This is a genomic window from Clostridium thermobutyricum DSM 4928, from assembly GCF_002050515.1.
Lineage (GTDB): Bacteria > Bacillota > Clostridia > Clostridiales > Clostridiaceae > Clostridium > Clostridium thermobutyricum.
Map to the genome: position 1 here is coordinate 202,103 of NZ_LTAY01000037.1, position 26,540 is coordinate 228,642.

Sequence of the window (26,540 nt, forward strand, 5' to 3'; positions counted from 1 at the left end):
ATTGTTATTTTATCTATTTAATTTTTAATTAAGAAATCTTTAGTTTTATCTTAATAATTATATTTTATTTTTACTGGATTCCCATAAAATTCTATAAAAACTCCATTAAATTCTTTTATTTCTTCTTTATTATGAGTTATTATTATACAGGTTTTTCCTTTAGTTTTTTTCTTAATTATTTCAATTATATTTTTTTTATTATCTCTATCTAGTCCATTAAAAGGTTCATCCATTAAAAATATATCTCCATAATATAAAATTGCTCTAGCTATATTAATCCTTTTTTTCATTCCACCACTTAATTCATAAGGATATTTTTCTAAAACATCTTTTAAATTCATTTCAATTAATAATTTTTCTATCTCTTTCCTATCCTTTAAAATTAATTCTAGATTTTTCTCTACTGTAATCCATGGAATAAGTCTATCTTCTTGAAATACATAAGAAACTTTTTTATTAGATTCTAAAAGTCTATTTTTTATTATGTTTAAAAGTGATGTTTTTCCTACTCCTGACTCTCCTGTAATAAAATTAAATTCATTTTCTTTTATATTTATTTCAAAATCTTTAAACACTTCTTTTTTATAGGCTAAATTTATATTTTTAAAAATCATCTTTATCTCCATATAAAATAAAATTTTTATTTATTATTTTTAAAATTATATCTATTATAAAAGTTATAAAAACTATTATTATTATCCATGCAAAAATTCCTACTGTGTTAAAATTCATTTTATCCATTTGTATTAATGTTCCTATTCCATAATCAGGTTGTCCATAAACTTCTCCTGCAATTACTACTTTTAAAGTAAGAGAAATAGTTGAACTTAATATATTAAATAAAGAAAAAATAATTTTAGGTCCATATATATTTTTTATCCTACTTAAAAATGAAATTTTAAATGTATCACACATTTCTATAAGTTCTCTATCAATATTTAATATAGATGAAATTATTACATCATAAAAAATAGGATATGAAATAAAAAACCCTATTAAAAATGGAGCAAAACTTTTATCTACCCAAATTAATGCTATAACTATAAATGCAATGGTTGGAATTGATTTTATTAGTAAATTTATTGGATATAAAAAATTATATATGTATTTATTAAAGGCACTTATAACTCCTAATATAACACTTATTAAAATGGCTATTAACACACTTATAAGTCCTCTTAATATTGAACTTATTATTGAGTATACTACTTCTTTAGTAAATAAAATATTATAAATTTCTATTAAAATATTTTTTAAAGTTGGAAGATATATATCATTATTTATTTTTCTAGAAACTAAAAACCATATCAGCCCTAAAATAAGAACTGATATAGTTATAAGTCTTCTATCCTTCATAGAAGATTTTTTCATCTGGAACTTTTCCTCCTATTGATTTAGAATTTTCTTTTTCTAAAATTTCATAATACTTAATATATTCTTCTTTTGTTTCTTTAGCTTTTTTAAACTTTAAATTACTATTTTCTATTGATTTTGAAGTTATATCTTTATTTATTTTTCCACCGTTATTAATAAATAACTCTACTACTTCATCTTTGTTTTCATTAGAAAATAAAATACTCTTTTCTACTTTTTCTAAAAATAAATCTATAAATTCTTTATTATTTTCTATTAAGCTTTTTTTAGCTATAATAGTTGATTGTGGAAATCCTTCTTTTACACCAAATATTTTCTCCCACTCTTTATTTAGATTTAGAATTATTTTTATGTTTTTATTTTTACTCATTAATGTACTTAATGCTGGCTCTGGTACAACTGCATATTTAGCTTTTCCACTTAAAACAGCTGGTAAAATTTCTGTTCCACCACCAACATAGCTTAAATTTATCTTATCTATAAGATTTTTTTCTTTTAAAATTGTTTTAAAAACTAAATCTGGAGTCAATCCTTTTCCTATTCCAAACACTTCTTTTCCTTTTAAATCCTCTAATTTAGCTTCCCCTTCTGTAGAAATTAAGTATAAAGAACCAAATCCTACTGTTCCTATTATTTCATAATCAAGCCCTTTATTATAAGCTTGTGCTGCTAAATTTGAAGGAACTATAGAGATATCCGGATTTTCTTTCATAACTTCTGCTACAAGTGTATCAGGTGTCCCTTCTATTTCATATTTCATTAAAAAGTCTTTTATACTTTCCTTTGAAGATACCATTTTTGCCATTCCAATAGCTGGTGTACCATCAGGAATATATACTTTTGCTATCTTCTTATCATTTTTTATTTCTCTTTTTTCAGATACTACATTATCTCCTAAAATAATAAAAAAAGTTATTACTATTAATAATGTTATTATTATTTTTTTCATAAATCCCCCTAGAATATTTTTCCATTTTAATTTTATCATTTTTTGAAAAAAAATAAAGCCAAAGAAAGTTTTCTTTGACTTTAAACATCAATATATAAAAAAGGTATTTCCATTTCATCTTTGCTAAGTCCTCCATGGACTCCTTTCACATTTACACTAAACATTCCCTCTTCATAAAACCATATACATTTATTTCGTAATGGTAATATTATAATATCACCAATTCTTTTTTTAGCTTTTTTAGTTAAATTCTTAAATATATTTAATTTTTCACATTCTTCTATTGTAAAAACCAAGGCTTTTCCTTCTAAGTGCTTTTTTAATATTTCTTTTAATTCATCTATATATTCTTCTTTAACATGTAAAAATACATCTCTATAATATCCACATGGGGAATATATGTCACCTCTTTTATTTCTTTTTAAATATTTATATATATTTTCTATCTCTAAATTTAAATATATAATATCATCTAAATCACTTTCTATTTGACCATGATCTGCTGAAAGCAACATTACTGAATTTTCAATAGAATCTTTTATTTCTTCATAAAAGCTGTCTAAAAATATTAAAAAGTTTTCTACTTCTTCTTCAAAATTTTTAGAAGTATCTCCAAACTCATGCCCTATAGAGTCTATTTTAGGAAGATAAATATAATAATATTCTTTTTCATTATTTCTTTTTAAATCTTCTAAAAGCTTTTCTTTTAGATCTTCATAACTATTAAAATTTTTTAAATTTGCATCTCTAAACATATATTTACTATACGTACTACTATTTAAATTAGTATTTTGATATGCTATAGTTTTTATTCCATTATCTAAAAGCTCACTAAAAAAACTTTCTTTTGGAAGAAAATCTTCTGGTTTAATTCCTAAATTTTTTAAATTTTCATTTCCTTTTAAAAAAGTAGATTTAAATAAAAATGCAGTTATGTTATCATCAACCATTGGCTCATAGTAATACCAATCTCCAATTCCATGATTGTTTACATCAAGATTTGTTAAAGCAGTTGTTATTTCTCCAGAAGTTGAAGATGGAAATTGTGCTGTCAATTTTGATACTATACCTTTTTCTTCAAATAATTTTAATACTTTTGATTTATTTTTATATTTAGAATAAAATTTCCATCCAAATGCATCAACTAAAAAAAATATTACTTTATTGCATTCTTTTCCTTTTTTAATAGTATCCTTTGGAAGACTTTTTTCATCTTCTAATCCAAATAAATTTTTTATAGTTCCAAATATATTTGAAAAGCAATATGAATTATATAAAGGAATAGTAAATTCACCTATTTTACTATTATTAACTTCATTTATTGAATTTTTATTTAACACTACTTCACCACCATAATTTTAATTAATATATACTATTATACCAATAATTTTAATTTATATTCTTTTCTCCTCTACTGTTTCTTTTCTACTTACAAACCATAATAAAAGTGCGCCTCCAATTATAAATGCATATCCTAAAAATGCAAGTTTATCTGGCATATCTCCCCATATAACATATCCTAAAAGTGTAACAAATATTATACTTGAATAGTTATAAACAGATATTTCTTTAGCTGCTGCAAATCTATAAGCAAAAGTAAGAGTAAATTGTGTTACTGTTGATGATATCCCAGCTGAAAGAAGAACTATTAATTGATATTCTGTTGGCATTTGAAAATGTATAATCATTAATGGAATAGATAAACACATTGAGAAAAATGCATAAAAGAAAACTATTGTATTTGGATTTTCTTTTTTTCTAAGAGTTCTTATACAAGTAGCAACTCCTGCTCCTAAAAATGCAGATAATATAGCTGCTAATGAAGGCAATAGTGCATAACTACTTCCTGTTGGCTTAACTACTAATATAACTCCAATAAATGCAATTATAAAAGATATAATATGTATTTTTTTTATTTTTTCTTTTAAGAAAATTGCTGCAAATATTACAGTAAATATTGGACTTATTTTAGTTAGTATTGTTGAGTTTGCAATCATCATATGTGAAAGAGACCAATAACTACTCCATACTGCTAAAGTACCACATAAAGCTCTTAAAACCAAAATCCATCTACTTCCCTTGTGTCCAAAAAATACTCCTCCACTTTTCTTTATTACAATTATAGAAACTATAATTGTAGTAACATTTCTTAAAAAACTTTTTTCATAAACAGGAACATTCCCTCCAAGAGTTATTAATGTTATTGTTATTGCTCCAAAAAAACATGAAATTAAAAGAAGTAATATTCCTTTTTCTTTATTTCCGATAATATCTCCTCCATCCTTACTTTTATATTATAACTTTTTTTATTAAATAAACTTTTTAATAAAGAATTAATATTAAAAAAAGCTACCTTAAAAAGGTAGCTTTTTAATTAATTTTTCAATATACTCTCTCATATAAAAATATTATTTTACAAAGTTATTTATAGTTTTTATCATTTTCTTTAAATTTTCTTGCTCAATTGTTCCTTCATCTATACCAAGGCAATTTCTAGCGTAGTTTTCTATAATAAGTCCTCCAACATTATTTATGGCTGATCTTACTGCTGATATTTGTACAAGGACATCACCACAACATGTGTTTTTTTCCATCATTCCTTGAATGCCTTTTACTTGCCCTTCAATTCTCTTTAATCTATTCATTATATCTTTTCTTAATGCTTCATTTTCTTTTATATATAAATCTATATTTTTTTCGTCCATATCCTTTTCTTTTGCCTCCCTTATAAATTATCCCATTCCAATTTTACCTTATTTTATTATTTATTTAAAGTTAATTTAATATCTAAATCTTTCTCAATATCAATTATCTCTCTTTTTGCTCTAGCCATTTCATACATATTTTTATATATAAGCTTTTCTGAATTGTTATCTGAAAGTTCTAAATAGTTATTTAAATTTATATCCTCTTTATTTATTTGCTTTTCTATTAAAGATTTTATACACTTCATTCTAATTTTACCATTTAGTTTTAATCTTATATCAAAATATTCTCCTAAATTAAAAGTATTTTGTATGCTATTTATTATTATTCTTTCATTATCCATTAAATTCATAATCTCTGTATTATTAACTAAAAGTTTATTTAGAATAATTTTGTTTTCTAAAGCTCTTCCATGAAGAATTATATTTTTTATTTTTTCTCTTTCATCTTTATTATCATATATATTTACAACACTTCTAAAAGCTTCATCACAACATTTTATATATTTTTCTAATAAAACAACTGTTTCTTTTTTAAGATTATATGGGAATATATATTTGTTTCCTAGTAAAACTACTAAACTTCCAATAAGGATAAATACTATTCTCCATTCTGTTGCAACTGTTGCATTAGTTATATTAACTGTTGCTAATCCTAAAAACATAACTGTTATCATAATAACATTTTGCATATATTTCTTAAAATGAATATATAAATAAACTGCTATTAAAATAATAATTATTCTTTCAAATTCATGAACAAATATTAAAGATAATATGTAATAAATTGCTCCACCTATAAGAGTTCCAAGTATTCTTTCTTTTGCCCTATTTCTTACTGTCTCATTATATGGTTGTGAAACGGATGCTATAGTGAATATTATCCACTTACCATATTCTATATGATAGTACTCTACTATAAAATAAATTATAGAAATAATAAGAGCTGTCCTAAATGAAAATACAAATCTTACAGATTTAGTATTAAAATCTTCTTTTATTAATTTTATACTTTCTTTTATGTCTTTATATCTAAGTTTTTTCTTAACTTTTAGTTCACCTTGCTCTATTTGCCAAAGATCCACTACTAATTTTTTAAATGTTTCTACTGTACTTGCTATTTCAAAAATATAAATGTTATTTTTATCTTTGTATTTTTCTAAATAATTAATTATGTAATATTCCAATTTTTCTTCAGATATATTTCCATATATAAAACTTCTTATATTTTTTAATATATCTCTCAAATCTTTATGTATTTCTTCTATGTTATTTATATTATAATATATGTCTTTATTTATTATTTTACTATTTATATCTTCTAACTTATCTAAAAGAGCTATTAAGTTAAGTTCTAGATTTTCTTTATAATTTAAATAGAAGCTTCTTCCTTTATATTCTAAAAGTTCTCTACTCCAAGAAGCATTAACTTGTTTAAAAGCTTCTAAATTTTTATTTGAATTCTTTATATCATTATCGTCTATATATGTTATTAAAAAGTCTAAGCTTCTTTTAAGGCCACTCATAGGATTTTTTTCACAAACCTTTGAATAAAACAGCTGGAATAAAACTGCTATTATCCCTAAAAAACCTAATGCTAAAACTCTATATAATAGTTCCCTTCCTTCTACATTACTTGTTAAAAGAAGTGTATATCCAAATAAAAATGGATAATATATAGATTTATTTAGATTATATACTATTGCATATAAAAGTATAAAAATTCCTATAAAATTGATAAATAAACCTGAATATACATTTATGTTAACGAAAAATGGTAATGCACCTATGAACATCATAAGTACAGAAACCTTTATTATACTTTTTATTGGAGCATTTGAAAAATTTTTATTTAGTATACCGACAAGTAAAAATACTGCATTTGCTCCTACCATTAAATTGTCTTTTCCTAAAAATAATATTGAAATTAATATCGCCGTCATTGATAAAAGAAATATTCCACCATTTCTTAATACGGAGCTCTTATTCATTTTTGCACCTCTATTTTGTCATTTTAAAGCTTATTCTAAAAGCTTTCTTCCTTCTTCTGTTCTTTCTGTTAAAAGTATTTTATCACTATACTCTAATATTGCTATTAAATATTTTCTTGGAATATTTAATATTTCTTTTAGATCACTTAAATTTATATAAGTGTTCTTCTCTAAAAACTTTTTAACCTCTTCTAAAGCTTTATCTAAATACACCTTTGTATAAATAACTTCTTCACTTAACTCTATAAGCTCACCTTCTTCCTTTAGATATTCAAATATATTTAAACAAAGTTTTCTATCTCTTTGCTTATCTAATATTTCTTTTAATTTTCTTGTTTTAAATCCATCTTCTAGAAAATAATTTAAAAGTTCATTTTTCATATTTTTCTGTGCTAAATTTAACTTAACAACAAAATCATATTTACTTACATAATTATTTTGTATCTTTATATAATTTCTTTTTTCCATTAATTTTAATAACTCTTCAAAGTAAACTTTTTTAATTTTTTTATTAAAAATCTTAGATTTTATTTCTTCTTTTTTCATTCCTATTTTTAAACTATTTTCTAAATGAAATTTATTTAAAAGTTGTACTAGTTCCTCGCTTTTATCTAATAAAAATCTATTGTGAATATACATATTATCTAAAGCTATTATTCTTTTTTCCTCTTCTAACTCTTTTAATGAATCTAATATAACTTCTTCCTCTTTATTTATTTCATTTTTTATATCATTAAGAGAAACTATAGTGTTTAAATCCTTTATTAAATTTTCAATTTTTTTATTTAAACTACCACTTTCTTTTATCTTTAAATTCTCTATATATTCTTCTTTAAATCTTTTACATTTATTAGCCTTTGCATCTAAAACGCTTCCCCCACCTAATGTTTCTATTGGTGAATAATTTCTTATGACTATCTTATCTCCACTTCTTGATGATATTTCTTCTTCTAATCTTATTTGACAATAAGCTTCTTCTCCTTTTTTAAGCTCATCTCTATCTAATAAAATTATTCTTCCTATAACTTCTTTTGTTCCATGATTAAGTCTTATTCTTTGTCTATTAACTATATTTTTTTCAATATAATCTGATAAATAGATTTTTGCGTCTATTATATAACTACTCACTTCTCTATTTTCTTCTCCAAGAATAAGTCCTCTCTTAACATCTTCTTTTTCAATTCCAGTTAAGTTTATGGCACATCTTTCTCCAGCTTCTCCAATTGTTTTATCTACTCCATGAATTTGTATTCCACGAACTTTACATTTCATTTTTCCAGGATATAATTCTAAATTATCACCTATAGAAACACGCCCACCCAAAACAGTTCCAGTAACAACAGTACCAAATCCTTTGATTGTGAAAACTCTGTCAATCCCCATTCTAAAAAGGGCCTCTCTATCTTTTTCTTCAATATTTTTAGAAATATTTTTTATTTCGCTTTTAAGAGTATCTAAACCTTCTCCTGTTTTAGAAGAAAATTTTACTATTTTTGCATTTTCTAAAAAAGAACCTTTAGTAAATTCTTTTATTTCATCTATTATAAAGTTAATCCATTCATCATCTACTAAATCTACTTTAGTTAATACTATTATTCCATTTTTAACTCCTAAAGTTTTTAATATGCTAAAATGTTCTTTTGTTTGTGGCATTATTCCATCATCTGCTCCTATTACAAAAAGAACTAAATCTATAGATGATACTCCCGCTACCATATTCTTTATAAATTTTTCATGCCCTGGAACATCAATTACTCCAATATTTAATTCATCATCTATCTTAAGATTTGTATATCCATTATTAATTGTTATTCCTCTTCTTTTTTCTTCTTCTAATGTATCTGTATCAAACCCAGTAAGACATTTTATAAGTGATGTTTTTCCGTGATCAATATGTCCTGATGTTCCTAATACTATATGCTTCATTATAATCCCCTCTTTCTAAATTTCCTTTAAAGCTTCACCAATTATATCAAAATCATCAAGTTTTAAAGTTCTCAAATGTATTAAAACTTCATTTTTTTGAATTCTCCCTATTATGGGAATTTTATAAAATCTAAGCTTTCTTTCTATTTCTTCAGCATTTGTATTTTTTTTAGATAAACTTATAGCATAGCTTTTTAATTTATGAATAGGTAATGTTCCTCCACCAATATAATCATTTTCCTCAACTATTTTAACTTCTATATCTTTATTAGAGTTTTGAATAACTTCTTTTAATTTAATACTTCTTTCCTCTAATTTTTCTAAAGACATACTTATCATATTTAAAGTAGGAATTTCCTCTATAGCTTTTTTCTTATCTAAATAACTGAAAAATGTCCCTTCTAATGATGCAAGAGTAAATTTATCTACTCTTAATGCCCTTAAAAGTTGATTTTTTTTCAATCTATCTATATATTGTTTTTTTCCAACTATTATTCCTGCTTGTGGCCCTCCTAAAAGCTTATCTCCTGAAAATGTAACTATATCAATTCCAGATTTTATAACATCACTTACTGTTTTCTCTTCAATTCCAAATTCATTTAAATCTATTAATGCTCCACTTCCTAAATCTTCAATAGTTAAAATATTATTTTCTTTTCCTATTTCTCCAATTTCCTTTGAAGAAACTTCATGAGTAAATCCTACTATTTTAAAATTAGAATTATGCACTTTTAAAAGTGCTGCCGTATTTTCATTTATTGAATTTTCATAATCTCTTCTATGTGTTCTATTAGTTGTTCCTACTTCTTTTAATTTAGCTCCTGACATCTCCATTACATCAGGAACTCTAAATGAACCTCCAATTTCAACTAATTCACCTCTTGAAACTATAACTTCTTTTTCTTTTGCAAATTCATTTAAAACAAGTAATACTGCTGCTGCATTATTATTTACAACTAAAGCGCCCTCTGCTCCTGTTAAATTTTTTAATAATTCTTCAACATGAGAATATCTTGAACCTCTTTCACCTTTTTTTATGTCATACTCTAAATTATTATAGCTATACATCACTTTATTTAAATTTTTTATTGCATTATCACTTAAAAGAGAACGTCCTAAATTTGTATGTATTATAACTCCAGTTCCATTTATAACTTTTTTTATTGTAGATTCATATTTATTATTTAGATTCATAAATATATCTTTTATTATTATTTCATCAGAAATATATGTTTTTAATTTATCATTCAAAATATTTTTTCTATAATTTTCTAAAATATTTCTTATCTCTATTAATACATTTTCTCGTCCAAACTTATTTATTATTTCAATTAAACATTCATTTTCTAAAAGCTTATCTGTTTTAGGTAAAGCTCTTAATAAATCTTTTTTCATTTTACTATCCCCTATGATTAATAATTTCTACCATCAAGTATATCACAAACATTTTATAAAAATTTAACAAAATTATATATAAAATAAGGACAATCTTTTAATTTAGATTGTCCCAATTTAACATTTATAATTTTATACTCTGTTCGAAATTAAACACATTTAAAGGATCATATTTTTTCTTTATTTCTTTTAATCTTTTAGAATTTTCTCCAAAATATTCTTCTTCATAATTACATAACTCTGCTAAAGGGAAACTCACAAAAGATCCTTTTGTTAATTCTTTTATTATCTTTATGTTTTCGACAATCCACTTTTTATTTATATTTGCAAATTTATCTTCTTCCCAAACAGATTGAAATCCTAATATTCCTCTAGATTCTCTATAGAAAAATGCAGAATCTTCTTTATTTTCTTTTAATACATTTCCTCCTAATCCATAAAGAGAAATTGCTGTATAAACAGAACCTTCTGCTCTTTCTTTTAATATATTTAATATATTTTCTATTTCAAAATCCTCATAATAATCTTTTACAAATCTTCCTGATGATTTGTATTTTTCATAATCTGGATGGGAATCTTGTATCCATCTATTTATATCTAAAATTCTCATTTCCCTTAAATCTAATTCCCAATTATAATCTAATAATAATTTTCTAATTTCTTTTTCAGCTTCTATTTTTTCTCCATAAAAAATTCCTGTTATCTTAACGCCTATACCTTTATTTAAATCATTATAAAAAGCTATTTTCATATTTAATCTTTCATCAAGAGATTTTATATTTTTATCCCATGCTTTAAAGACATTCTTTAATATATCTAAATTTGTGTTTTTTATTTCACAAACAATTAAAGTTCCTTTTTCTTCTTTTTTAGGTAGATTGAAAGTCATAGAAGTTACAACTCCAAAATTTCCTGCACCTGCACCTTTTAAAGCCCAAAATAAATCTTTATTTTTATTATTATCTACATAAAGTAAATTTCCGTTGTAATCTATCATTTCTAATGAAATTAAATTATCAATTCCAAGTCCTAAATGTCTACATGAGAATCCCCATCCTCCCCCTAAAGTATATCCAACTACTCCAACTGTTGGACATCCTCCTCCTGGAAATGGAATTCCATGCTCTCCTATAGCTTCATATAATTCTCTATTTCTAACACCAGCTTCTATTGTTACAGTGTTTTTTTCTAAATCAATATCTATATTATTCATTTTGCTTACATCAATTACTAAAACATCATCCCCTGTAGAAAATCCTTCATAATGATGAGCTCCTGATCTTATTCTAAAACTTAATTCTTCTTTTCTAGCTAATCCTATACATCCTTTTATATCCTCTATATTTTCGCAATAAGCAATAGCTGTAGGTTTTTTATCAATAGCTCTGTTCCATGCCATTCTTTTTTCTTCATATGTATTTGTATCTTTATAGAATACTTCTCCTTTTAAAAAAGAAAAATCTAATTTTTTCATTTAATCACCTTCTTGTCAACTTTTATATCTATTATACTAGATATATTTTATAACCAAAACTTTATTTAACGCTTTATTATGTTAAATCTTTACTTAAAACTTAAATACCTTTAATTATCAAGCTTTTTGTTATTCTGTGTCAATTTATTAATTAATATATTTTCGAATTAATTTTGTACATAATATATCCTTTTTTTGTATTTACTATCCACATTTTTGAATATTATTGAATGATTATTGAATGTTATTGATAGATTTTATTCCATATTTTTTTAAATATAATATAAAAAGGACTTTTTTTTCATAAAATAAGTCCTTTTTATTAATATTATTTATTTAAATAATATTTTATTATATTCTTATTCTTTTCCCGTTTTAATAGATGTAATTTTTACTAACTGAGAATTTATTAATGATGGAGTTAATTTAAGCCATAAGGCAAAAACATTATTTATTAACCCTGGAACAATAAATGAAATTCCAGCTTTCATAGCTAAATATCCAATTCTAGCAACTCTTTTAGTTGACATAGGCATAACAAATAATATAGATTTTTTAGCATGAGCTCTTTTACTAAATTCACTTTTAGTTGGTCCAGGACAAAGTGCTGTTACAGTTATTCCAGAAAATCTTAATTCTTCTTTAAGTGCTTGTGAAAAAGAAAGAACATAAGATTTACTTGCATAATAAACTGCCATATATGGTCCAGGCGTAAATGAAGCCAAAGAAGCCACATTTAATATTTTTCCTCTCTTTAATTTTTTCATATCTTCTAAAAAATAATATGTTATCTCTGTTAATACTGAAATATTTAATCTTATCATTGAAAGTTGCTTTTCTAATTTAATTTCATTAAATTTTCCCATAGCCCCAAATCCAGCATTATTAACTAAATGAGTTACAACAAGGTTTAAAGTTTTAACCTCATCATAAACTTCTTTTCCTGCTCCAATTTTAGACAAATCCTTTTTTATAGTAAAAACTTTTATATTATTATTTATATTTATTAATTCACTTTTAGTATCTCTTAATTTCTCTTCATCTCTTGCCACTAAAATTATATTAAAATTATCTTTTGCAAATCTTTTACTAAGTTCATATCCTATTCCACTTGTTCCACCTGTTATAAGAACTGTATCCATATTATTTCTCCTTTGTAAAATAAATATATATTATTAGTATAATCCATATTAAAAGATAAATTTATTCACCTCAAAAAAATTAATATAAATTTTTTATATTATAAATATCTGTATACTAAAAATAAAAAATAAGCACATTTTTAAAATGTACTTATTTTTTTATAACTATCTTATTACTTTATAATTATCATTTTTTAATATATCTATAGCTTTTTCTAAATTTTTTTCTTTTATAAGTATATAGTCAGTATCATAAGTAGAAACTACAAAAATACTTATTTCGTTCTCTGCCATTAATACACTTATTTTAGATAGAATTCCTATTAAAGAAAAATCTAATGGTCCATCTATCTTTAATATCTTCCAATTTTTCTCACATTTAATTTTACTTTTTAAATTATCTTGTACGCAAACTATTGATAACTCATCTTCAGTTCTTGTTATAGAATAAAATTCTCCTTTTAAAGCCCAACTTGGAATTTCATCATCTTTATTTAATCTACATACACAATACTTTTCTTTTAATAAAGTAAGGCTTAGCTTCTTATTATTCATTTTTATCTATTCCTTCCATAATATTCTCATATAAAAATATTATAATATAAATTTTTCACTTTTTATTAAATAAAATTCTTATTTCATCTTTTTCTAAAATATAACTAATTTTTATTTTAAATTAATAAAAAATAGACTGTATTTATAAAAAATACAGCCTATTTTACTATTCAATTTCAAATTTAATTCTTATTGAATTTCCATTTACTTTCATATCATAACTTTTTTCTTCTATATAAGAAATCTCTTCAAAATCTGAACTTCCATTTTCACTTATTTCTAAAGAGCTAATTACACGCTCATCTTTTACATATACTCTAAAAATAACTTTTATATCAGTATCCTCAATTTCATACTCTTTTAAAATTATATTTCCGCCTTCTCCTTTATTTGTATAATCACTTATACTGCTATTTTTAAAAAGATTATTTATCTTAGTTACTTCTTCTTTTTCAAATTTTAAAATCCTTGTAATCATTTAAATCCACTCCTAAAATCAATTTATCTTTTTATAGTTTATACTATAATTAGTTTTATATACTCACTAATTATATAAATCTCTTTAAGGAAAAATAGATTTTAGTATATCTTTTATTTTGAATACTTTTTTTCTCCATCCATTATTAATAGTATTAATATACCTATAAGAGTTATATCAGTAATACTAATAAATGCAACTGACCTAATTGAAATTGTAATAAAAGCTGTCACTAAAATTAAAAATCCAATCACAAGTTCTGATGCTCCAACCCAATTAGTATATAAATTCTTATTAATTAGATTTTTAGTTTTGTATCCATTAATAAGTTTAATTCGATGTTTAAATTTTATTTGATATCCTAAAAATATACATGCTAATCCAAGAACAAAGTTTATTCCAATAAAAAAATTCATAAACCTCTCTCCTTTTAAATTATTTTATATTAACATAGGTATTTTTATCTATAATTAAATACTTTATGTATATTAATGTTAAAATTTTTGTTATACCTCTAATTTCATGGCTAAGTATATTAATAAAATTATCTTTGTTATATTATATTAAACTTCCTATTATCCTTCTATTATTTTCACATAAAAATTTCTATTTCTTGGTCCATCAAATTCACAAAAATAAATTTCTTGCCAAATTCCTAATATAATATTACCTTCATTAATAATAAAGCTTTGTGAAGCTCCAACAGTAATATATTAACATTTAATTTTTATAATTTTCTATAAACTTTAAAACTTTTTCTATATTTTGAATTTTAGCAAATCTATTATTTAAAATACTATAATTATGATATTCATATAAAAATTCTGCTGATATATCTCCATTATCAAATGTAGTATTAGTTTTTTCAGGTATAATAACTTTGAAACCATATTCAAAAGCTACTTTACAAGTAGTAGCTATGCAATACTCTGTTTGCATACCTGTAATTATTAAATCTCTTATATTTTTGCTTTCTAAATAATTTTTTAAATTTGTATTTTTAAAAGCTGAATTATAACTTTTTTCTATTATAACTTCACCTTTATTAGGTTTTATTTCATCATAGATTTCCCATCCATAAGAATTTAATTTTAATTCTCCTTCTTTATCATTATGTCTGACATAAATAACTTCTAACCCATTTTTTCTAGAAGCTTTAAGTAACAACTTTATATTATTTTTAATCTTTTCAAAATCAAATGGCTTATCTAAAACTAATGCGTTTTGAACATCTATTATTAAAAGCGCTGTATTCATAATAACCCCCTTTTTTTACAATTATATCCTTCAAGGAAACTTTAATCAATAAATTGTAAGAGAATATATTAGAATTACTCTCAAAAAGTTATAAGAATATGATATAAAATAAAAGTTCATATTCAATTAAGTACTAATATTCTTTATTATCTAAAAATTTAATATTGATATCTTTTTATAATAGCTCTTCAACTTATTATTTTATAAATAATTACTTTACTTATAATCATAATTATTTATAAAAAAAATTCTACGACTTAAAAGTTGTAGAATTTTTACATTACATCTTAATATCCTAATAAAGAACCTATTTGATATATTAAAACTGACATTACCCATGCTATTAAAAAAGTATATCCACCAGCAAACAAAGTCCATTTCCAAGAATTTGTTTCTCTTTTTATTGCTCCTAAAGCAACTAAACATGGAGTATATAAAAGTGACATAACCATAAATGACATAGCTGATAATGGTGTAAATGCACCTTGAATTGCTGCAACTACTGTTGCACCTTCTTCAACTCCTGCATAAGTTAATCCCATAGTTCCTACTACAGTTTCTTTTGCTAAAATTCCTGTTATAAGAGCAATGGAAGCTTGCCATGTTCCAAATCCTGCTGGAGCAAATATTGGTGCTATAAAACTTCCTATTAAACCTAATAAAGAATCAACTTCACTTCCTTCAATAGAAATTGGGAAATTTGATAAAACGGCTAAAACAATCATCATTGGCAAAATTACAACTCCTGCCTTCTTTAAAAATGCTCCTGCTTTATCCCACATTAATAATAAAACATTTTTTATTGATGGAACTTTATAATTTGGAAGTTCCATAACAAAATAAGATGGTTCTCCTTTAAATAATGTTTTACTAAATAGTTTTCCCATAATAAGTGCCATAATTATTCCAAGTGTATAAATACTAAATAATATTAATCCTCTATTTTTTTCAAAAAATGCACTTATAAAAAGAGCATATATAGGTAATCTTGCTCCACAAGACACAAATGGATTTATTAATATTGCAATCATTCTATCTTTTTTATTATCTAATGTTCTAGTCGCCATTATACCTGGAACATTACATCCTACACTTACAAGCATAGATACAAATGTTTTTCCATGAAGTCCTAATTTTCTCATAAGTCTATCCATAACATAAGCTGCTCTAGCCATATATCCGCTATCTTCTAAAAGTCCAATTAACAAATACATTGTCATAATTAAAGGTAAAAATGATAATACAGCTCCTACACCACCAAAAACTCCATCTACAAAAATATTAATAAAAATTTCTGAAGTATTTAAAGTCACTAAATATTCAGCTACTCTTTCCCCTATTGTAGATATTGCTCCATCTACAAACTCTTGTAATCCAGCTCCTATAAAGAAAGTTAATTGATAAAGAATAAACATAACTCCAGCAAATATAGGTAACCCTAAATATTTATTTGTTACAATTTTATCAATTTTATCACTTAAAGATTCTTTTTCTTCTTCTCTTTTTACCGCTTTTGAAATTATATTAGAAATAATATCGTATCTTTTATTTACTACTTCCATTTCACCTTCAAATCCTAGCTTTTCTTCAATTCTTTTTTTAGCAGATTCAATGGTATTCTTTAAATCTTTGTTTTCTGAAACTTTTGTTATTTCTTCTATATAGCTATCATTCTCAATTAATTTTAATGCAAGCCATCTTTTTGATACAAGATTAATATCTATTTTTTCTGATATAATTTCTAATTCTTTCTCAATATCTTCGCCATAAGAAATATCTATTGGCTTTCCATTTATATTTTCTTTTACTGCTTCTTCTATTAAATCTTTTACTCCATTTGAATTTAAAGCAATAGTCTCTACTACTGGAATTCCTAATTCTTTAGATAATTTCTTCTTATCTATAAATATATTTTTATTTTTAGCTAAATCCATCATATTTAAAGCTAATATAACTTTAATATTCATCTCTAGAAGCTGCAAAGTTAAATATAAATTTCTTTCTATATTAGTACTATCTATTACATTTATTACTACATCTGATTCTCCACTTAAAATATAATTTCTTCCTATAATTTCATCTTCTGAATAAGCTCCTAAACTATATGTTCCAGGCAAATCTATTATTTTATAATCTATTCCTTTATATTTTAAAATTCCTTCTTTTTTCTCAACAGTTACCCCTGGCCAATTTCCTACATGCTGTTTTGACCCTGTTAATGTATTAAACAAACTTGTTTTTCCACTATTAGGATTTCCAGCTAAAGCTATACTTTTCATTTTTATCCCCCTCATTTAAAAGATTATCATTATCAATAAAATTTCAAAAAAAATTACTCTCCTAATACTATACTTGCTTCTTCTTTTCTTAAAGTAAGCCTATATCCTCTAACTCCTATTTCTATTGGGTCACCTAAAGGTGCTTTTCCTCTAACTTTTATCATAGCTCCTACTGTAATACCCATATCTAAAAGTCTTCTTCTAACCTTACTATTTTTATCTAATCCTTTTACTGTCATAACATCACCTATTGATAACTTATCTAAACTTGTCATTTTCTATTTCCCCCTATTAATAATTTTTTCTCCCTTTTCTGTTATAATCCATTCTAAGCTCTTATTTAATTCTCTATTTGAACATCCACAAGAACATCCTTTGCACATACTTTCATTGCATTCTTTCTTTTCTAAATACCCCATTTTAATAAGTTTATCTTTCATATCATCAACTATTTCTTTAGGAATATTTAAATTCCTACTAATTGCTTTAGAAGAAAAATCACCATTCTTTTTTAAATCATTTAATATTTCTTTTATCATTTCTCCTCCATTTTTTAACTTTTTATGAATTTATATTAACATTTTCATTTTGTAATTGCAAGTAAATTTCAATTGATTTTTATTTTCTCAAACAAAAAAAGCATAACGCCTCTTAAACATAGACATTATGCTTTTAATTTTCTTATTTTTTTATAAATACTTTTGTTTCATTATATGCCACTTGCCCACCTATATCAGATATATCAGAATTAGTTAAAAAATTAGGATTTCCACTTCTTTCCCACCAACCAATATGCATCATAACTGTATTATCAGAAACTTTATCATCTTTTTGTATTTTTACTTTTATCTCACCATTTTTAGATTGAAGCTTTACTATATCATTATCTTTTAAATCTAATTTTTCCATTTCAAAAGAATTTATATAACAAATTGCTATTTCATCTACATCTATAAAATGTTGACTAAACAAACTATCTTTTGTATGAGTTGTTAATAAATTAAATCCTTTTTCTTCTTTTTCTTCAGAAATAAAAAATTCTCCAAATTCAAATTTTTCAGAAGGCGTTTTAAACTTCAAACTACTCCAAGGCACTCTTATTTCTTTAGTTATATAACCATTTTTTATATCTTCAATAGATTCATCTAAATTTTCTATTATTTTTTCTATATACTCTCTTTTAGATACAAAAGGATAATCTTTAATATCTAATCTTTTAGCTACCTCTTGAAAAAAGTAATATTCATCCATAAACTTATTATCTGGTTCAACTACTCTCTCTATATAAGTAATATATGGGTTAGTCATAGAACTAAATATTATATCTTCACTTTCTAAAGTTGTTGTGCTTGGAATAAATAAGTCACAATGCTTAGCTGTATCTGTCATAAATATATCAAAACAAACTTTAAAATTAATTTTTTTAAAGGAATTAGTTAGTTTATTTAAGTTTGGTAGCTGATTTAGTAAATTACTTTTAGTTATAACAGCCATTTTAACATTTTTTTCTTCTATAATATCTTCTAAATCACTTACAAAAAATTCTTCATTCTTAGCAAACTTTTCACTTGAATAAGGATCAGTATTTAATATTCCAGAATAAAGCTTATTTGCATAACTTACTCCACCACCACTTTTTCCTATTTGTCCAGTAATTGCACAAAGGGCATCAATAGCCCTTACAGCTTTTCCTCCAACTTTATATTTTTGAATACCATATCCTAAAAGTATTGAAGAATATTTTTCTACATAAAGATTTACTAGTAAATTTATATTTTCTATACTTACTCCTGACATTTTTGATAATTCTTCAATAGATGTTTTTTCTAATAATTTTTTATAGCCTTCAAAATATTTTGTATTATTTTTTATAAACTCTTTATCCTCTAAATTTTTCTCTAATATTATTTTTCCCATTGCTAAAGCTAAATAGTAATCTCCACCGGGTTTTACTCTAATGTAAATATCAGCAAATTTAGATGTCTCATTTTTTATTGGATCTATAACTATTATTTTACTTCCACTTTTTTTAGCTTCTATTATCTCTTTTAGAGTATGTATTGTTGTATTTGCTGGATTTTTTCCCCACACAAAAATATTTTTACTATTCTTCATATCACTTAAGCTATGACTTAAAGCTATACCATAATCAAATTTTTGTGCCTTTATTCCCGCACTCCAGCATGGACCACCTTTTTGTTTTAATGCTCCTCCATAAAAGTTAAAGAAAATATCTCCTATACTCTTTAAAACTCCACCATTTCCGTACTGTTCATAATAAAGAATATTTTCTTTTTTATATTCTTTTAATTTACTAACAAAAATATCTATACATTCCTCAAAAGATATTTCTGTCCATTCACCATTCTTTTTTAACATTGGCTTTTTAATTCTTTTAGGATGATTCAAAAAAGTTTTATGATAGAGACCTTTTTTACATATTATCCCTTTTGTAAATGGATGATTTTTATCTCCTTCTATTTTTATTTCTCCATCTTCATTTTTATAAACATTAAATTTACAACAATCAAAACAATCTAATGTACATGCACTACTATATTTTTTCAAATAACCACCCCTCTTTTAATCTTTTATAATATTATACAAAAAAGAAGAGAGAATAAAAATATTTTATTCTCTCTTCCCTTCTATTTATAAAAGACTATTTTTATAAATTAAATATATTTCTTCTTCTGTTATATCTTCTGGATGATTTTTAAGCTTAGACTTATTTTTTAGAAATTCTTTTGTGTAACTTTTTAATTCTCCCTCTATTACATTTACTTCAGCTTTCCCAATTATTCTTAAAAAGTCTTCTAATTCATTTTCATTCCTAAATCCTAAAAGCTTATATATATTATCTACTTTTTCTCTATTTTTAAATACTTTCAAATATTCTATATAAAGACAACCATTTGCAAGTCCATGTGGCACTCCTTTATTATAAGTTAGTGCATATCCAAGACCATGTGGCAATGAAGTTCCTGTATGAGCAATTATTATTCCTGCTAAATTAGAAGCTATTGCTAAACTTTCTCTATCTTCAAAACTTAAATTACCTTTTATAAGTCCATCTATAGCTTTAGAAAATTCTTCTAATGCAATCTTCACTATTCCATCAGTTATTATTGTACTATTTGTATTTAAATATCCTTCAATAATATGTGAAAGGGCATCCATAGCTGTATTTCTAGTAGTTTCTAAAGGCATATTCATTGTGTATAATGGGTCTAACAAAGATAATTTTGGAAAGACTTCTTGTCCTAAATTTCTTTTTATTTTTTCTTTGTTATCAGTTAAAATTGAATACTGTGTTGTTTCTGTTCCTGTCCCACAAGTAGTTGGAACTGCTATAAGAGGAATTCCATCTAATTTTTCCTCTGTAAAGATTGTATCTTTAGTTAACTCTCTATTTTTAATCATTATAGAAATAGCTTTAGATGCATCTATTGGTGACCCTCCACCTACTCCTATAATAAAATCAACATTTTCTTTTTTCCCAAGTTCACTAGCTATACAAACTGTTTCAACTGAAGGATTTTCCTCTACTTCATCAAATATAATATAATCTATTTTATTAAAAGTTAAAACTTCTATTATATTATCTAGTGATCCATTTTTCTTAGATGAGCTTTTTCCTGTAACTATTAATGCTTTTTTACCAAAAGCTTTAAATCTCTCACTATTTTCTTTTACTATATTTTTACCTATTAAAACTTCTGTTGGCATAAAAAATTTCATATACAATCCCTCCTACTCTTAATATTCTAATTCTAAAAATTATTTAAAACTCAATATATAATCAATACTTGAGATTCTTCTCTTAAATATTATTTATTTAAATTTTAACTAGAATTTTTTTAGAAATATTAACCACCTTATTTAATCTATGACTTTGAAATCATTTTCTTCCTTCTTTTTTATTCATTTATAATCATATTCGTTCATAATTGTTGATTTCAAATTTTTTTACTACAATTATCTACATTTTATTATGGACACTTTTTTATTACTTTACATGGATTTCCCACTGCTATTGAATTGGATTCAATATCTTTTGTTACAACACTACCTGCTCCTATTACCACGTTATCTCCTATTGTAACACCTGGTAAAACTACCACATTTCCACCTATCCATACATCATTTCCAATTTTTATTTCTTTTGCAAATTCTAATCCACTATTTCTAATGTCTTTATTTAAAGGATGTCCAGCTGTATAAAATCCGCAATTTGGAGCAATAAACACATTATCTCCAAAAGTTACTTTTGCACAATCTAAAATTACACAATTATGATTTGAATAAAAATTATTTCCAATTTCTATATTATAACCATAATCACAAAAAAAGTTAGGCTCTATGCAAAAACTACCTGTAACCTTTCCAAAAAGTTTTTTTATTATTTCTTCCTTTTTATCTTTTTCTTTAGGTCTGCAATTATTATATTCAAAACATAATTCTTTTGCATTTTCTCTATCATTTGCTAATTCTTGTACTCCTGCATCATATAATTCACCTAAAATCATTTTTTCTTTTTCTCTCATTATTCTCTCCTTTTAACTATAATAATAAATTCATCTATAATTTATTTACATTTTCATATAAATAAATTTTAGATGAATCATTTAATAACCTCTCTCTTTCAAAAGATATTTAACTATTTAATACTTTTTGTTTAGCTATTTGAAATTCTTCTTCTGTTAAAATTCCACTTTCTTTTAAATTAGAAAGTTGTAATAATTTCTCAACTAAATCTTCTTTAATTTTAGGAGCTTCCTCTTCTTTATATTCTACTTTAGGTTGATAAAGTTGTTGTTTAAAATATTCTAATTGATTATTTACTTTTTCAACAAAGCTTCTTCCTGAAGGCTTAGAAACATTTGATATTAATATAAATTCTCCACCTATCCAAATTTTTACACTCCCTAAAACTAACCCACTATCAAATTCAACAGATTCTATTTTATCTAAGCTTATATTTTTTGTTTTAAGATCAATTAAACCTTTATATACAAATAATAATCTTTTATCTGTTAAATTTATTAACCATCTGTTGTTCTCATAAAATCCATCTATTGAAAAAATAAGTTCTTCCTCTTCTCCTAATAAGTTTGGCAATTGCTCAACAGATTTTTTACTAAATCTATTCGAATTCTCCATATATCTTATTTTTTCAAAAACATATTTTTTATTTCTCATAAGTAAACCTTCTTTTTAACTATAAATTTCTAAATAATACATATTTTTATTTTTTCCATTATATCATAACTTTTTAAATAATATATATTATTTATTTTTATTTTCCATTTTAGTAATATTATATTTATTTTCTACATCAATTTTATCCTTAGTAAATATAAATAAGGAATAACCATTAAATGATTATTCCTTATAAACTATATATTTTGCATTTCTTTTATCATTTCCTTAGTTGTTAATATTCCTGGTCCCCCTAAATACCATACATTTGTATCTAAGTATACAATTTTATTATTTTTAAATGCATTCATATTTTTTGTTAAATCATTAGTTAAAACATCTTTAGCTTTAGGAGCATTTTTATTATTTCCTATTACTTCTTTATCTACTACAAATAAATATTCTGGATTTTTATCTAAAAGATATTCATATGAAATAGTTTGTCCATGATCAGCCTTATCTATATCTTTGTCAGCTGTGCCATACCCAAATTGCTCATAAATGCTTCCAAATCTTGATACTTCACCAAACACTGTAATTTCATTATTATAAACCATAGTAACTAAAGCATTTCTATTTTCTTTTTTTACCTTTTCTTTTACTTCTTGAACACTTTTATCTATTTCAGCTAATTGCTTATCTGCAAAATCTTCCATGTCATAAATTTCTCCAAGAATTTTAACATTGTTTTTTAATGATTTGAAGTGATCATTATTTTCTGTTCCTAATCCTATTGTAGGTGCTATTTTAGATAATTCATCATAAAAACTTCCTTGTCTACCTTCTATTATTATTAAATCTGGCTTAAGCTCATTTATTTTTTCTATATTAAAGTTTTTAAGACCACCTAAATCTACATATTTGTCATCTTTATATTCACTTAAATATGTTGGTAAATTTTCTTTTGGAATTGCTATTGCTTCTTTTCCCATAACCTTCATATTATCCAAAGATGAATAATCTAATACAACAACTTTTTCAGGATTTTTTGGAACTTTTGTAGTTCCATATCTATGTTTTACTTCAATAGTTTCAACTTTTTTAGATGCACCTGATAACTCCATATCACTTTTTGCATTTGCTTTTTTTATTCCAAATCCTACTCCTAAAGTTCCTATAATTACTGCACAAATTCCTATTAATATTTTTTTATTCAAATTCTATCTCCCCTTTTTAAAAATATACACATATTTTATCTGTATTTATATCATGAATGTGAAAATCAATTTCATAAGCATTTTCTAAGATTTCTTTTTTTATAACATTTTCTTTAGTTTCATTTATTATCACTTCTCCTTCTTTAAAGATAATTATATTATCTGAATATTTTGATGCAAAATTTATATCATGTAAAACTATTATTATAGTTTTATCTTTTTCCTCAGCTAAATTTTTTAGCCTTTTCATCATATTAACTGAATGCTTCATATCAAGATTATTTAAAGGTTCATCTAAAAGAATATATTCTGTATCTTGTGCAATTACCATTGCAATATAAGCTCTTTGTAATTGTCCTCCACTAAGCTCATCTATATATTTATCTTTTATCTCGTATAACTCCATATATTCTAATGCCTCTTTAACTATAATTTTGTCCTCATTATTGATATAACCTTTAGAATGAGGAAATCTACCAAACTCAACTAATTCCTGTATAGTTAATCTCATTATTATATTGTTACTTTGTTTTAAAATTCCTATTTTTTTTGATAAATCATCGTCATTCCATAAAGATAATTCTTTGTTATCTATAAAAATTTTTCCTGAGTCTTTTTTTATTGTTCTAGATATCATTGATAATACTGTACTTTTTCCTGCACCATTTGGACCTATAAGAGAAGTTATTTTATTTTTTTCTATATTAAAAGAAACATTATTTACAACTTTTTTATTTCCATAAGACTTATTTAATCCTTCCACTCTTATCATTTTTCTCTACTCCTTACTAATAAAAATATAAAATATATACCTCCTATAAAATTGATTATTATACTTACTGTACTTTTATAATTTAATATTCGTTCTACAAATAATTGTCCACCTAATAATGCGATTACACTTACAATAGAAGAAACTAAAATGATATATGTATGTTTATAAGTTTTTAAAATTGTATATGTAATATTTGCTGAAAGCAATCCTAAAAAAGTTATTGGACCCACTAAAGCCGTAGATATTGATATTAATATGCTTATAATAATTAAAATCTTTTTTGCTAAATAATCGTAATTTACTCCTAAATTTATTGATATATCTTTTCCTAAAAGCATAACATCTAATTTTTTTAAATCATCCCATATAAAAGGAATAATAAGTAGTAATACTATTACTGCAATAAGTAATATATTTGAATTTATATTATTAAAACTTGCAAATATTTTATTTGTTAGTGCATCAAATTCATTTGGATCTATTAATACTTGCATAAACATAGATAAACTTTTAAAAAGTGTTCCAAATACAACTCCAATTAACAATAAAAAATAAATATTTTTATCATTTTTAAATAATACTTTGAATAATATTACTGATAATAAAACCATAACTGCTGTACTTAAAGCAAAATTAATATTTTTATCAATAAAGAAATAACTATTTATTCCAAATAAAAATACTATTAAAGTTTGTATCATATTATATAAAGAATCTAATCCTATAATACTTGGAGTTAAAATTCTATTATTCGTAACAGTTTGAAAAAGTACAGTTGATGTGCCTATAGAAATTCCAGTTAAAAATATAGCAAATATCTTTTTTAATCTTAAATTTAAACTATAATCATAATTTAATTTATTTAATCCTATAAAAATAAACATAATAACAACTACTATTAATGTAAAAAATAAAATACTTAATTTTCTTTTATCTTCTTTATGTAAATCTCTCATTATTTCTCTCCCCTAAAAATCAAATATAAGAAAACAAAACTTCCTATAACTCCAACTATTAAATTTATAGGGATTTCATATGGATATATTATTAATCTCCCAATTATGTCACATGTTAATAGAAAAATTCCTCCTAAAATTCCAATTTCCCAAATATTATTTTTTAAATTATCTCCATTTCTAATTGATACAATATTCGGTATTATAAGCCCAACAAAAGGAATACTTCCTACTGTAATTACTACTAGAGATGATATTATAGAAACAATAACCACTCCAATATTTAATGTCCTTTCAAAATTTACTCCTAAATTAGTTGATATATTTTCTCCCATTCCTATTACTGTAAATTTACTAGCATATAAACCTGATATAACGAGAAGAGGTATACTAAGTAGTATTAATTCATAATTTCCCCTTATAACTCCTGAAAAATTTCCTTGAAGAAAGCTTGTCATATTTTGAATTAAATTAAATCTATAACCTATAAAATCTGTAACTGCTCCTATTACTCCTCCAAGAGTTATTCCTATTAATGGTATAAAAATGTTGTCTTTTACTTTTATTTTTTTCATTATTTTCATAAAAATAAAAGTTCCTAAAATAGAAAAAATAAATGATATTAACATTTTTCCTAATATCCCGACTTGTACAAAAAATATTGTTGAAAATAATGCTCCAAGTTTTGCTGAATCTATTGTTGCTGATGTAGTTGGAGATACAAATTTATTATTACTAATTTGTTGCATTATAACCCCTGCAATACTCATTCCAACTCCTGCTACTAATATAGAAATTAATCTAGGAAATCTACTTATAAATAAAATATTTAATTTTTCTATATCCAAATTAAATATATCTTTTATCCCAATATCTTTTACTCCTATAAAAAGAGAAAAACAAGATAAAATTATTAATATAAGTA

At 23.9% G+C, this 26,540-nt stretch carries 26 protein-coding genes and 1 pseudogene; all 27 read right to left on the reverse strand.

The window, feature by feature from the left end:
* Nucleotides 1–50 precede the first annotated feature (50 nt).
* On the reverse strand, nt 51–614 hold the full coding sequence (locus CLTHE_RS08025) for an ATP-binding cassette domain-containing protein (protein ID WP_080022786.1): 564 nt from the start codon (nt 612–614) through the stop codon (nt 51–53).
* The gene (locus tag CLTHE_RS08030) at nt 604–1,371 is read right to left on the reverse strand and encodes an ABC transporter permease (protein WP_080022787.1); all 768 of its coding nucleotides are present in this window, start codon (nt 1,369–1,371) and stop codon (nt 604–606) included. Before CLTHE_RS08030 ends, CLTHE_RS08025 begins: the two co-directional genes overlap by 11 nt.
* Nucleotides 1,346–2,323: an ABC transporter substrate-binding protein gene (locus CLTHE_RS08035; protein WP_080022788.1), complete on the reverse strand. Its 978-nt coding sequence runs from the start codon at nt 2,321–2,323 to the stop codon at nt 1,346–1,348. The genes CLTHE_RS08030 and CLTHE_RS08035 overlap by 26 nt, the downstream gene beginning before the upstream one ends.
* A gap of 80 nt (nt 2,324–2,403) precedes the next feature.
* A complete protein-coding gene (locus tag CLTHE_RS08045; protein WP_080022790.1) occupies nt 2,404–3,663 on the reverse strand; it encodes an alkaline phosphatase family protein in 1,260 nt (419 codons plus the stop codon).
* A 54-nt stretch (nt 3,664–3,717) separates the two neighbouring features.
* Nucleotides 3,718–4,593, reverse strand: a complete 876-nt coding sequence (locus CLTHE_RS08050; RefSeq protein WP_341456354.1) for a DMT family transporter — start codon at nt 4,591–4,593, stop codon at nt 3,718–3,720.
* Between the two features lie 138 nt (nt 4,594–4,731).
* The gene (locus CLTHE_RS08055; RefSeq protein ID WP_002597596.1) at nt 4,732–5,028 is read right to left on the reverse strand and encodes a metal-sensitive transcriptional regulator; all 297 of its coding nucleotides are present in this window, start codon (nt 5,026–5,028) and stop codon (nt 4,732–4,734) included.
* 56 nt (nt 5,029–5,084) lie between these two features.
* Nucleotides 5,085–7,019 (reverse strand): FUSC family protein, encoded by a 1,935-nt coding sequence (locus tag CLTHE_RS08060; protein WP_080022792.1) that lies wholly within the window; start codon nt 7,017–7,019, stop codon nt 5,085–5,087.
* 30 nt (nt 7,020–7,049) lie between these two features.
* Nucleotides 7,050–8,945, reverse strand: coding sequence for a selenocysteine-specific translation elongation factor (gene selB / locus CLTHE_RS08065; protein WP_080022793.1), 1,896 nt, complete (start codon nt 8,943–8,945; stop codon nt 7,050–7,052).
* 15 nt (nt 8,946–8,960) lie between these two features.
* Entirely contained in the window at nt 8,961–10,340 is a 1,380-nt protein-coding gene (gene selA / locus CLTHE_RS08070; protein WP_080022794.1) for an L-seryl-tRNA(Sec) selenium transferase, read from the reverse strand.
* 124 nt (nt 10,341–10,464) lie between these two features.
* A complete protein-coding gene (locus CLTHE_RS08075) occupies nt 10,465–11,814 on the reverse strand; it encodes an FAD-binding oxidoreductase (protein WP_080022795.1) in 1,350 nt (449 codons plus the stop codon).
* A 359-nt stretch (nt 11,815–12,173) separates the two neighbouring features.
* Nucleotides 12,174–12,956, reverse strand: coding sequence for an SDR family NAD(P)-dependent oxidoreductase (locus CLTHE_RS08080; protein WP_080022796.1), 783 nt, complete (start codon nt 12,954–12,956; stop codon nt 12,174–12,176).
* 165 nt (nt 12,957–13,121) lie between these two features.
* Nucleotides 13,122–13,511 carry an ACT domain-containing protein gene (locus tag CLTHE_RS08085; RefSeq protein WP_080022797.1) on the reverse strand — a complete coding sequence of 130 codons (390 nt, stop codon included), beginning with the start codon at nt 13,509–13,511 and terminating at the stop codon, nt 13,122–13,124.
* A gap of 166 nt (nt 13,512–13,677) precedes the next feature.
* Nucleotides 13,678–13,989 (reverse strand): hypothetical protein, encoded by a 312-nt coding sequence (locus tag CLTHE_RS08090; protein ID WP_080022798.1) that lies wholly within the window; start codon nt 13,987–13,989, stop codon nt 13,678–13,680.
* 113 nt (nt 13,990–14,102) lie between these two features.
* Complete coding sequence (locus CLTHE_RS08095; RefSeq protein ID WP_080022799.1) at nt 14,103–14,405, reverse strand: DUF3784 domain-containing protein; 303 nt, start codon at nt 14,403–14,405, stop codon at nt 14,103–14,105.
* 159 nt (nt 14,406–14,564) lie between these two features.
* Nucleotides 14,565–14,696 (reverse strand): annotated as a pseudogene (locus CLTHE_RS08100) (YjbQ family protein); the annotation flags it as partial.
* A 13-nt stretch (nt 14,697–14,709) separates the two neighbouring features.
* Nucleotides 14,710–15,246, reverse strand: a complete 537-nt coding sequence (locus tag CLTHE_RS08105; protein WP_423237261.1) for a cysteine hydrolase family protein — start codon at nt 15,244–15,246, stop codon at nt 14,710–14,712.
* Between the two features lie 287 nt (nt 15,247–15,533).
* The gene (gene feoB, locus CLTHE_RS08110) at nt 15,534–17,525 is read right to left on the reverse strand and encodes a ferrous iron transport protein B (protein ID WP_080022801.1); all 1,992 of its coding nucleotides are present in this window, start codon (nt 17,523–17,525) and stop codon (nt 15,534–15,536) included.
* A gap of 53 nt (nt 17,526–17,578) precedes the next feature.
* A complete protein-coding gene (locus CLTHE_RS08115) occupies nt 17,579–17,800 on the reverse strand; it encodes a FeoA family protein (protein WP_080022802.1) in 222 nt (73 codons plus the stop codon).
* Nucleotides 17,801–17,803: 3 nt separating this feature from the next.
* Nucleotides 17,804–18,064, reverse strand: a complete 261-nt coding sequence (locus CLTHE_RS08120) for a FeoC-like transcriptional regulator (RefSeq protein ID WP_080022803.1) — start codon at nt 18,062–18,064, stop codon at nt 17,804–17,806.
* A 142-nt stretch (nt 18,065–18,206) separates the two neighbouring features.
* Entirely contained in the window at nt 18,207–20,093 is a 1,887-nt protein-coding gene (locus CLTHE_RS08125; protein ID WP_080022804.1) for a molybdopterin-dependent oxidoreductase, read from the reverse strand.
* 84 nt (nt 20,094–20,177) lie between these two features.
* The gene (locus CLTHE_RS08130; RefSeq protein ID WP_080022805.1) at nt 20,178–21,266 is read right to left on the reverse strand and encodes an iron-containing alcohol dehydrogenase family protein; all 1,089 of its coding nucleotides are present in this window, start codon (nt 21,264–21,266) and stop codon (nt 20,178–20,180) included.
* A 251-nt stretch (nt 21,267–21,517) separates the two neighbouring features.
* Complete coding sequence (locus tag CLTHE_RS08135) at nt 21,518–22,072, reverse strand: sugar O-acetyltransferase (RefSeq protein WP_080022806.1); 555 nt, start codon at nt 22,070–22,072, stop codon at nt 21,518–21,520.
* 109 nt (nt 22,073–22,181) lie between these two features.
* The gene (locus tag CLTHE_RS08140) at nt 22,182–22,727 is read right to left on the reverse strand and encodes a PH domain-containing protein (RefSeq protein WP_080022807.1); all 546 of its coding nucleotides are present in this window, start codon (nt 22,725–22,727) and stop codon (nt 22,182–22,184) included.
* Nucleotides 22,728–22,924: 197 nt separating this feature from the next.
* Nucleotides 22,925–23,884 (reverse strand): siderophore ABC transporter substrate-binding protein, encoded by a 960-nt coding sequence (locus CLTHE_RS08145; protein ID WP_080022808.1) that lies wholly within the window; start codon nt 23,882–23,884, stop codon nt 22,925–22,927.
* A 16-nt stretch (nt 23,885–23,900) separates the two neighbouring features.
* A complete protein-coding gene (locus CLTHE_RS08150) occupies nt 23,901–24,656 on the reverse strand; it encodes an iron ABC transporter ATP-binding protein (RefSeq protein WP_080022809.1) in 756 nt (251 codons plus the stop codon).
* Nucleotides 24,653–25,615, reverse strand: coding sequence for an iron chelate uptake ABC transporter family permease subunit (locus CLTHE_RS08155; RefSeq protein ID WP_080022810.1), 963 nt, complete (start codon nt 25,613–25,615; stop codon nt 24,653–24,655). Before CLTHE_RS08155 ends, CLTHE_RS08150 begins: the two co-directional genes overlap by 4 nt.
* On the reverse strand, nt 25,615–26,540 hold a 926-nt coding region (locus tag CLTHE_RS08160), incomplete at its 5' end, for an ABC transporter permease (protein WP_143324041.1). The genes CLTHE_RS08155 and CLTHE_RS08160, both read right to left, overlap by 1 nt.

Excerpts from the sequence above, each read along its gene's own strand:
- CLTHE_RS08025 (WP_080022786.1), bottom strand. The coding sequence starts at position 614 with ATGATTTTTAAAAATATAAATTTAGCCTATAAAAAAGAAGTGTTTAAA.
- CLTHE_RS08090 (WP_080022798.1), bottom strand. The coding sequence starts at position 13,989 with ATGATTACAAGGATTTTAAAATTTGAAAAAGAAGAAGTAACTAAGATA.
- CLTHE_RS08155 (WP_080022810.1), bottom strand. The coding sequence starts at position 25,615 with ATGAGAGATTTACATAAAGAAGATAAAAGAAAATTAAGTATTTTATTT.
- CLTHE_RS08030 (WP_080022787.1), bottom strand. The coding sequence starts at position 1,371 with ATGAAAAAATCTTCTATGAAGGATAGAAGACTTATAACTATATCAGTT.
- CLTHE_RS08120 (WP_080022803.1), bottom strand. The coding sequence starts at position 18,064 with ATGATAAAAGAAATATTAAATGATTTAAAAAAGAATGGTGATTTTTCT.
- CLTHE_RS08055 (WP_002597596.1), bottom strand. The coding sequence starts at position 5,028 with ATGGACGAAAAAAATATAGATTTATATATAAAAGAAAATGAAGCATTA.
- selA (WP_080022794.1), bottom strand. The coding sequence starts at position 10,340 with ATGAAAAAAGATTTATTAAGAGCTTTACCTAAAACAGATAAGCTTTTA.
- CLTHE_RS08085 (WP_080022797.1), bottom strand. The coding sequence starts at position 13,511 with ATGAATAATAAGAAGCTAAGCCTTACTTTATTAAAAGAAAAGTATTGT.
- feoB (WP_080022801.1), bottom strand. The coding sequence starts at position 17,525 with ATGAAAAGTATAGCTTTAGCTGGAAATCCTAATAGTGGAAAAACAAGT.
- selB (WP_080022793.1), bottom strand. The coding sequence starts at position 8,945 with ATGAAGCATATAGTATTAGGAACATCAGGACATATTGATCACGGAAAA.
- CLTHE_RS08060 (WP_080022792.1), bottom strand. The coding sequence starts at position 7,019 with ATGAATAAGAGCTCCGTATTAAGAAATGGTGGAATATTTCTTTTATCA.
- CLTHE_RS08130 (WP_080022805.1), bottom strand. The coding sequence starts at position 21,266 with ATGAAATTTTTTATGCCAACAGAAGTTTTAATAGGTAAAAATATAGTA.
- CLTHE_RS08150 (WP_080022809.1), bottom strand. The coding sequence starts at position 24,656 with ATGATAAGAGTGGAAGGATTAAATAAGTCTTATGGAAATAAAAAAGTT.
- CLTHE_RS08075 (WP_080022795.1), bottom strand. The coding sequence starts at position 11,814 with ATGAAAAAATTAGATTTTTCTTTTTTAAAAGGAGAAGTATTCTATAAA.
- CLTHE_RS08140 (WP_080022807.1), bottom strand. The coding sequence starts at position 22,727 with ATGAGAAATAAAAAATATGTTTTTGAAAAAATAAGATATATGGAGAAT.
- CLTHE_RS08080 (WP_080022796.1), bottom strand. The coding sequence starts at position 12,956 with ATGGATACAGTTCTTATAACAGGTGGAACAAGTGGAATAGGATATGAA.
- CLTHE_RS08105 (WP_423237261.1), bottom strand. The coding sequence starts at position 15,246 with ATGAATACAGCGCTTTTAATAATAGATGTTCAAAACGCATTAGTTTTA.
- CLTHE_RS08035 (WP_080022788.1), bottom strand. The coding sequence starts at position 2,323 with ATGAAAAAAATAATAATAACATTATTAATAGTAATAACTTTTTTTATT.
- CLTHE_RS08135 (WP_080022806.1), bottom strand. The coding sequence starts at position 22,072 with ATGAGAGAAAAAGAAAAAATGATTTTAGGTGAATTATATGATGCAGGA.
- CLTHE_RS08115 (WP_080022802.1), bottom strand. The coding sequence starts at position 17,800 with ATGACAAGTTTAGATAAGTTATCAATAGGTGATGTTATGACAGTAAAA.
- CLTHE_RS08095 (WP_080022799.1), bottom strand. The coding sequence starts at position 14,405 with ATGAATTTTTTTATTGGAATAAACTTTGTTCTTGGATTAGCATGTATA.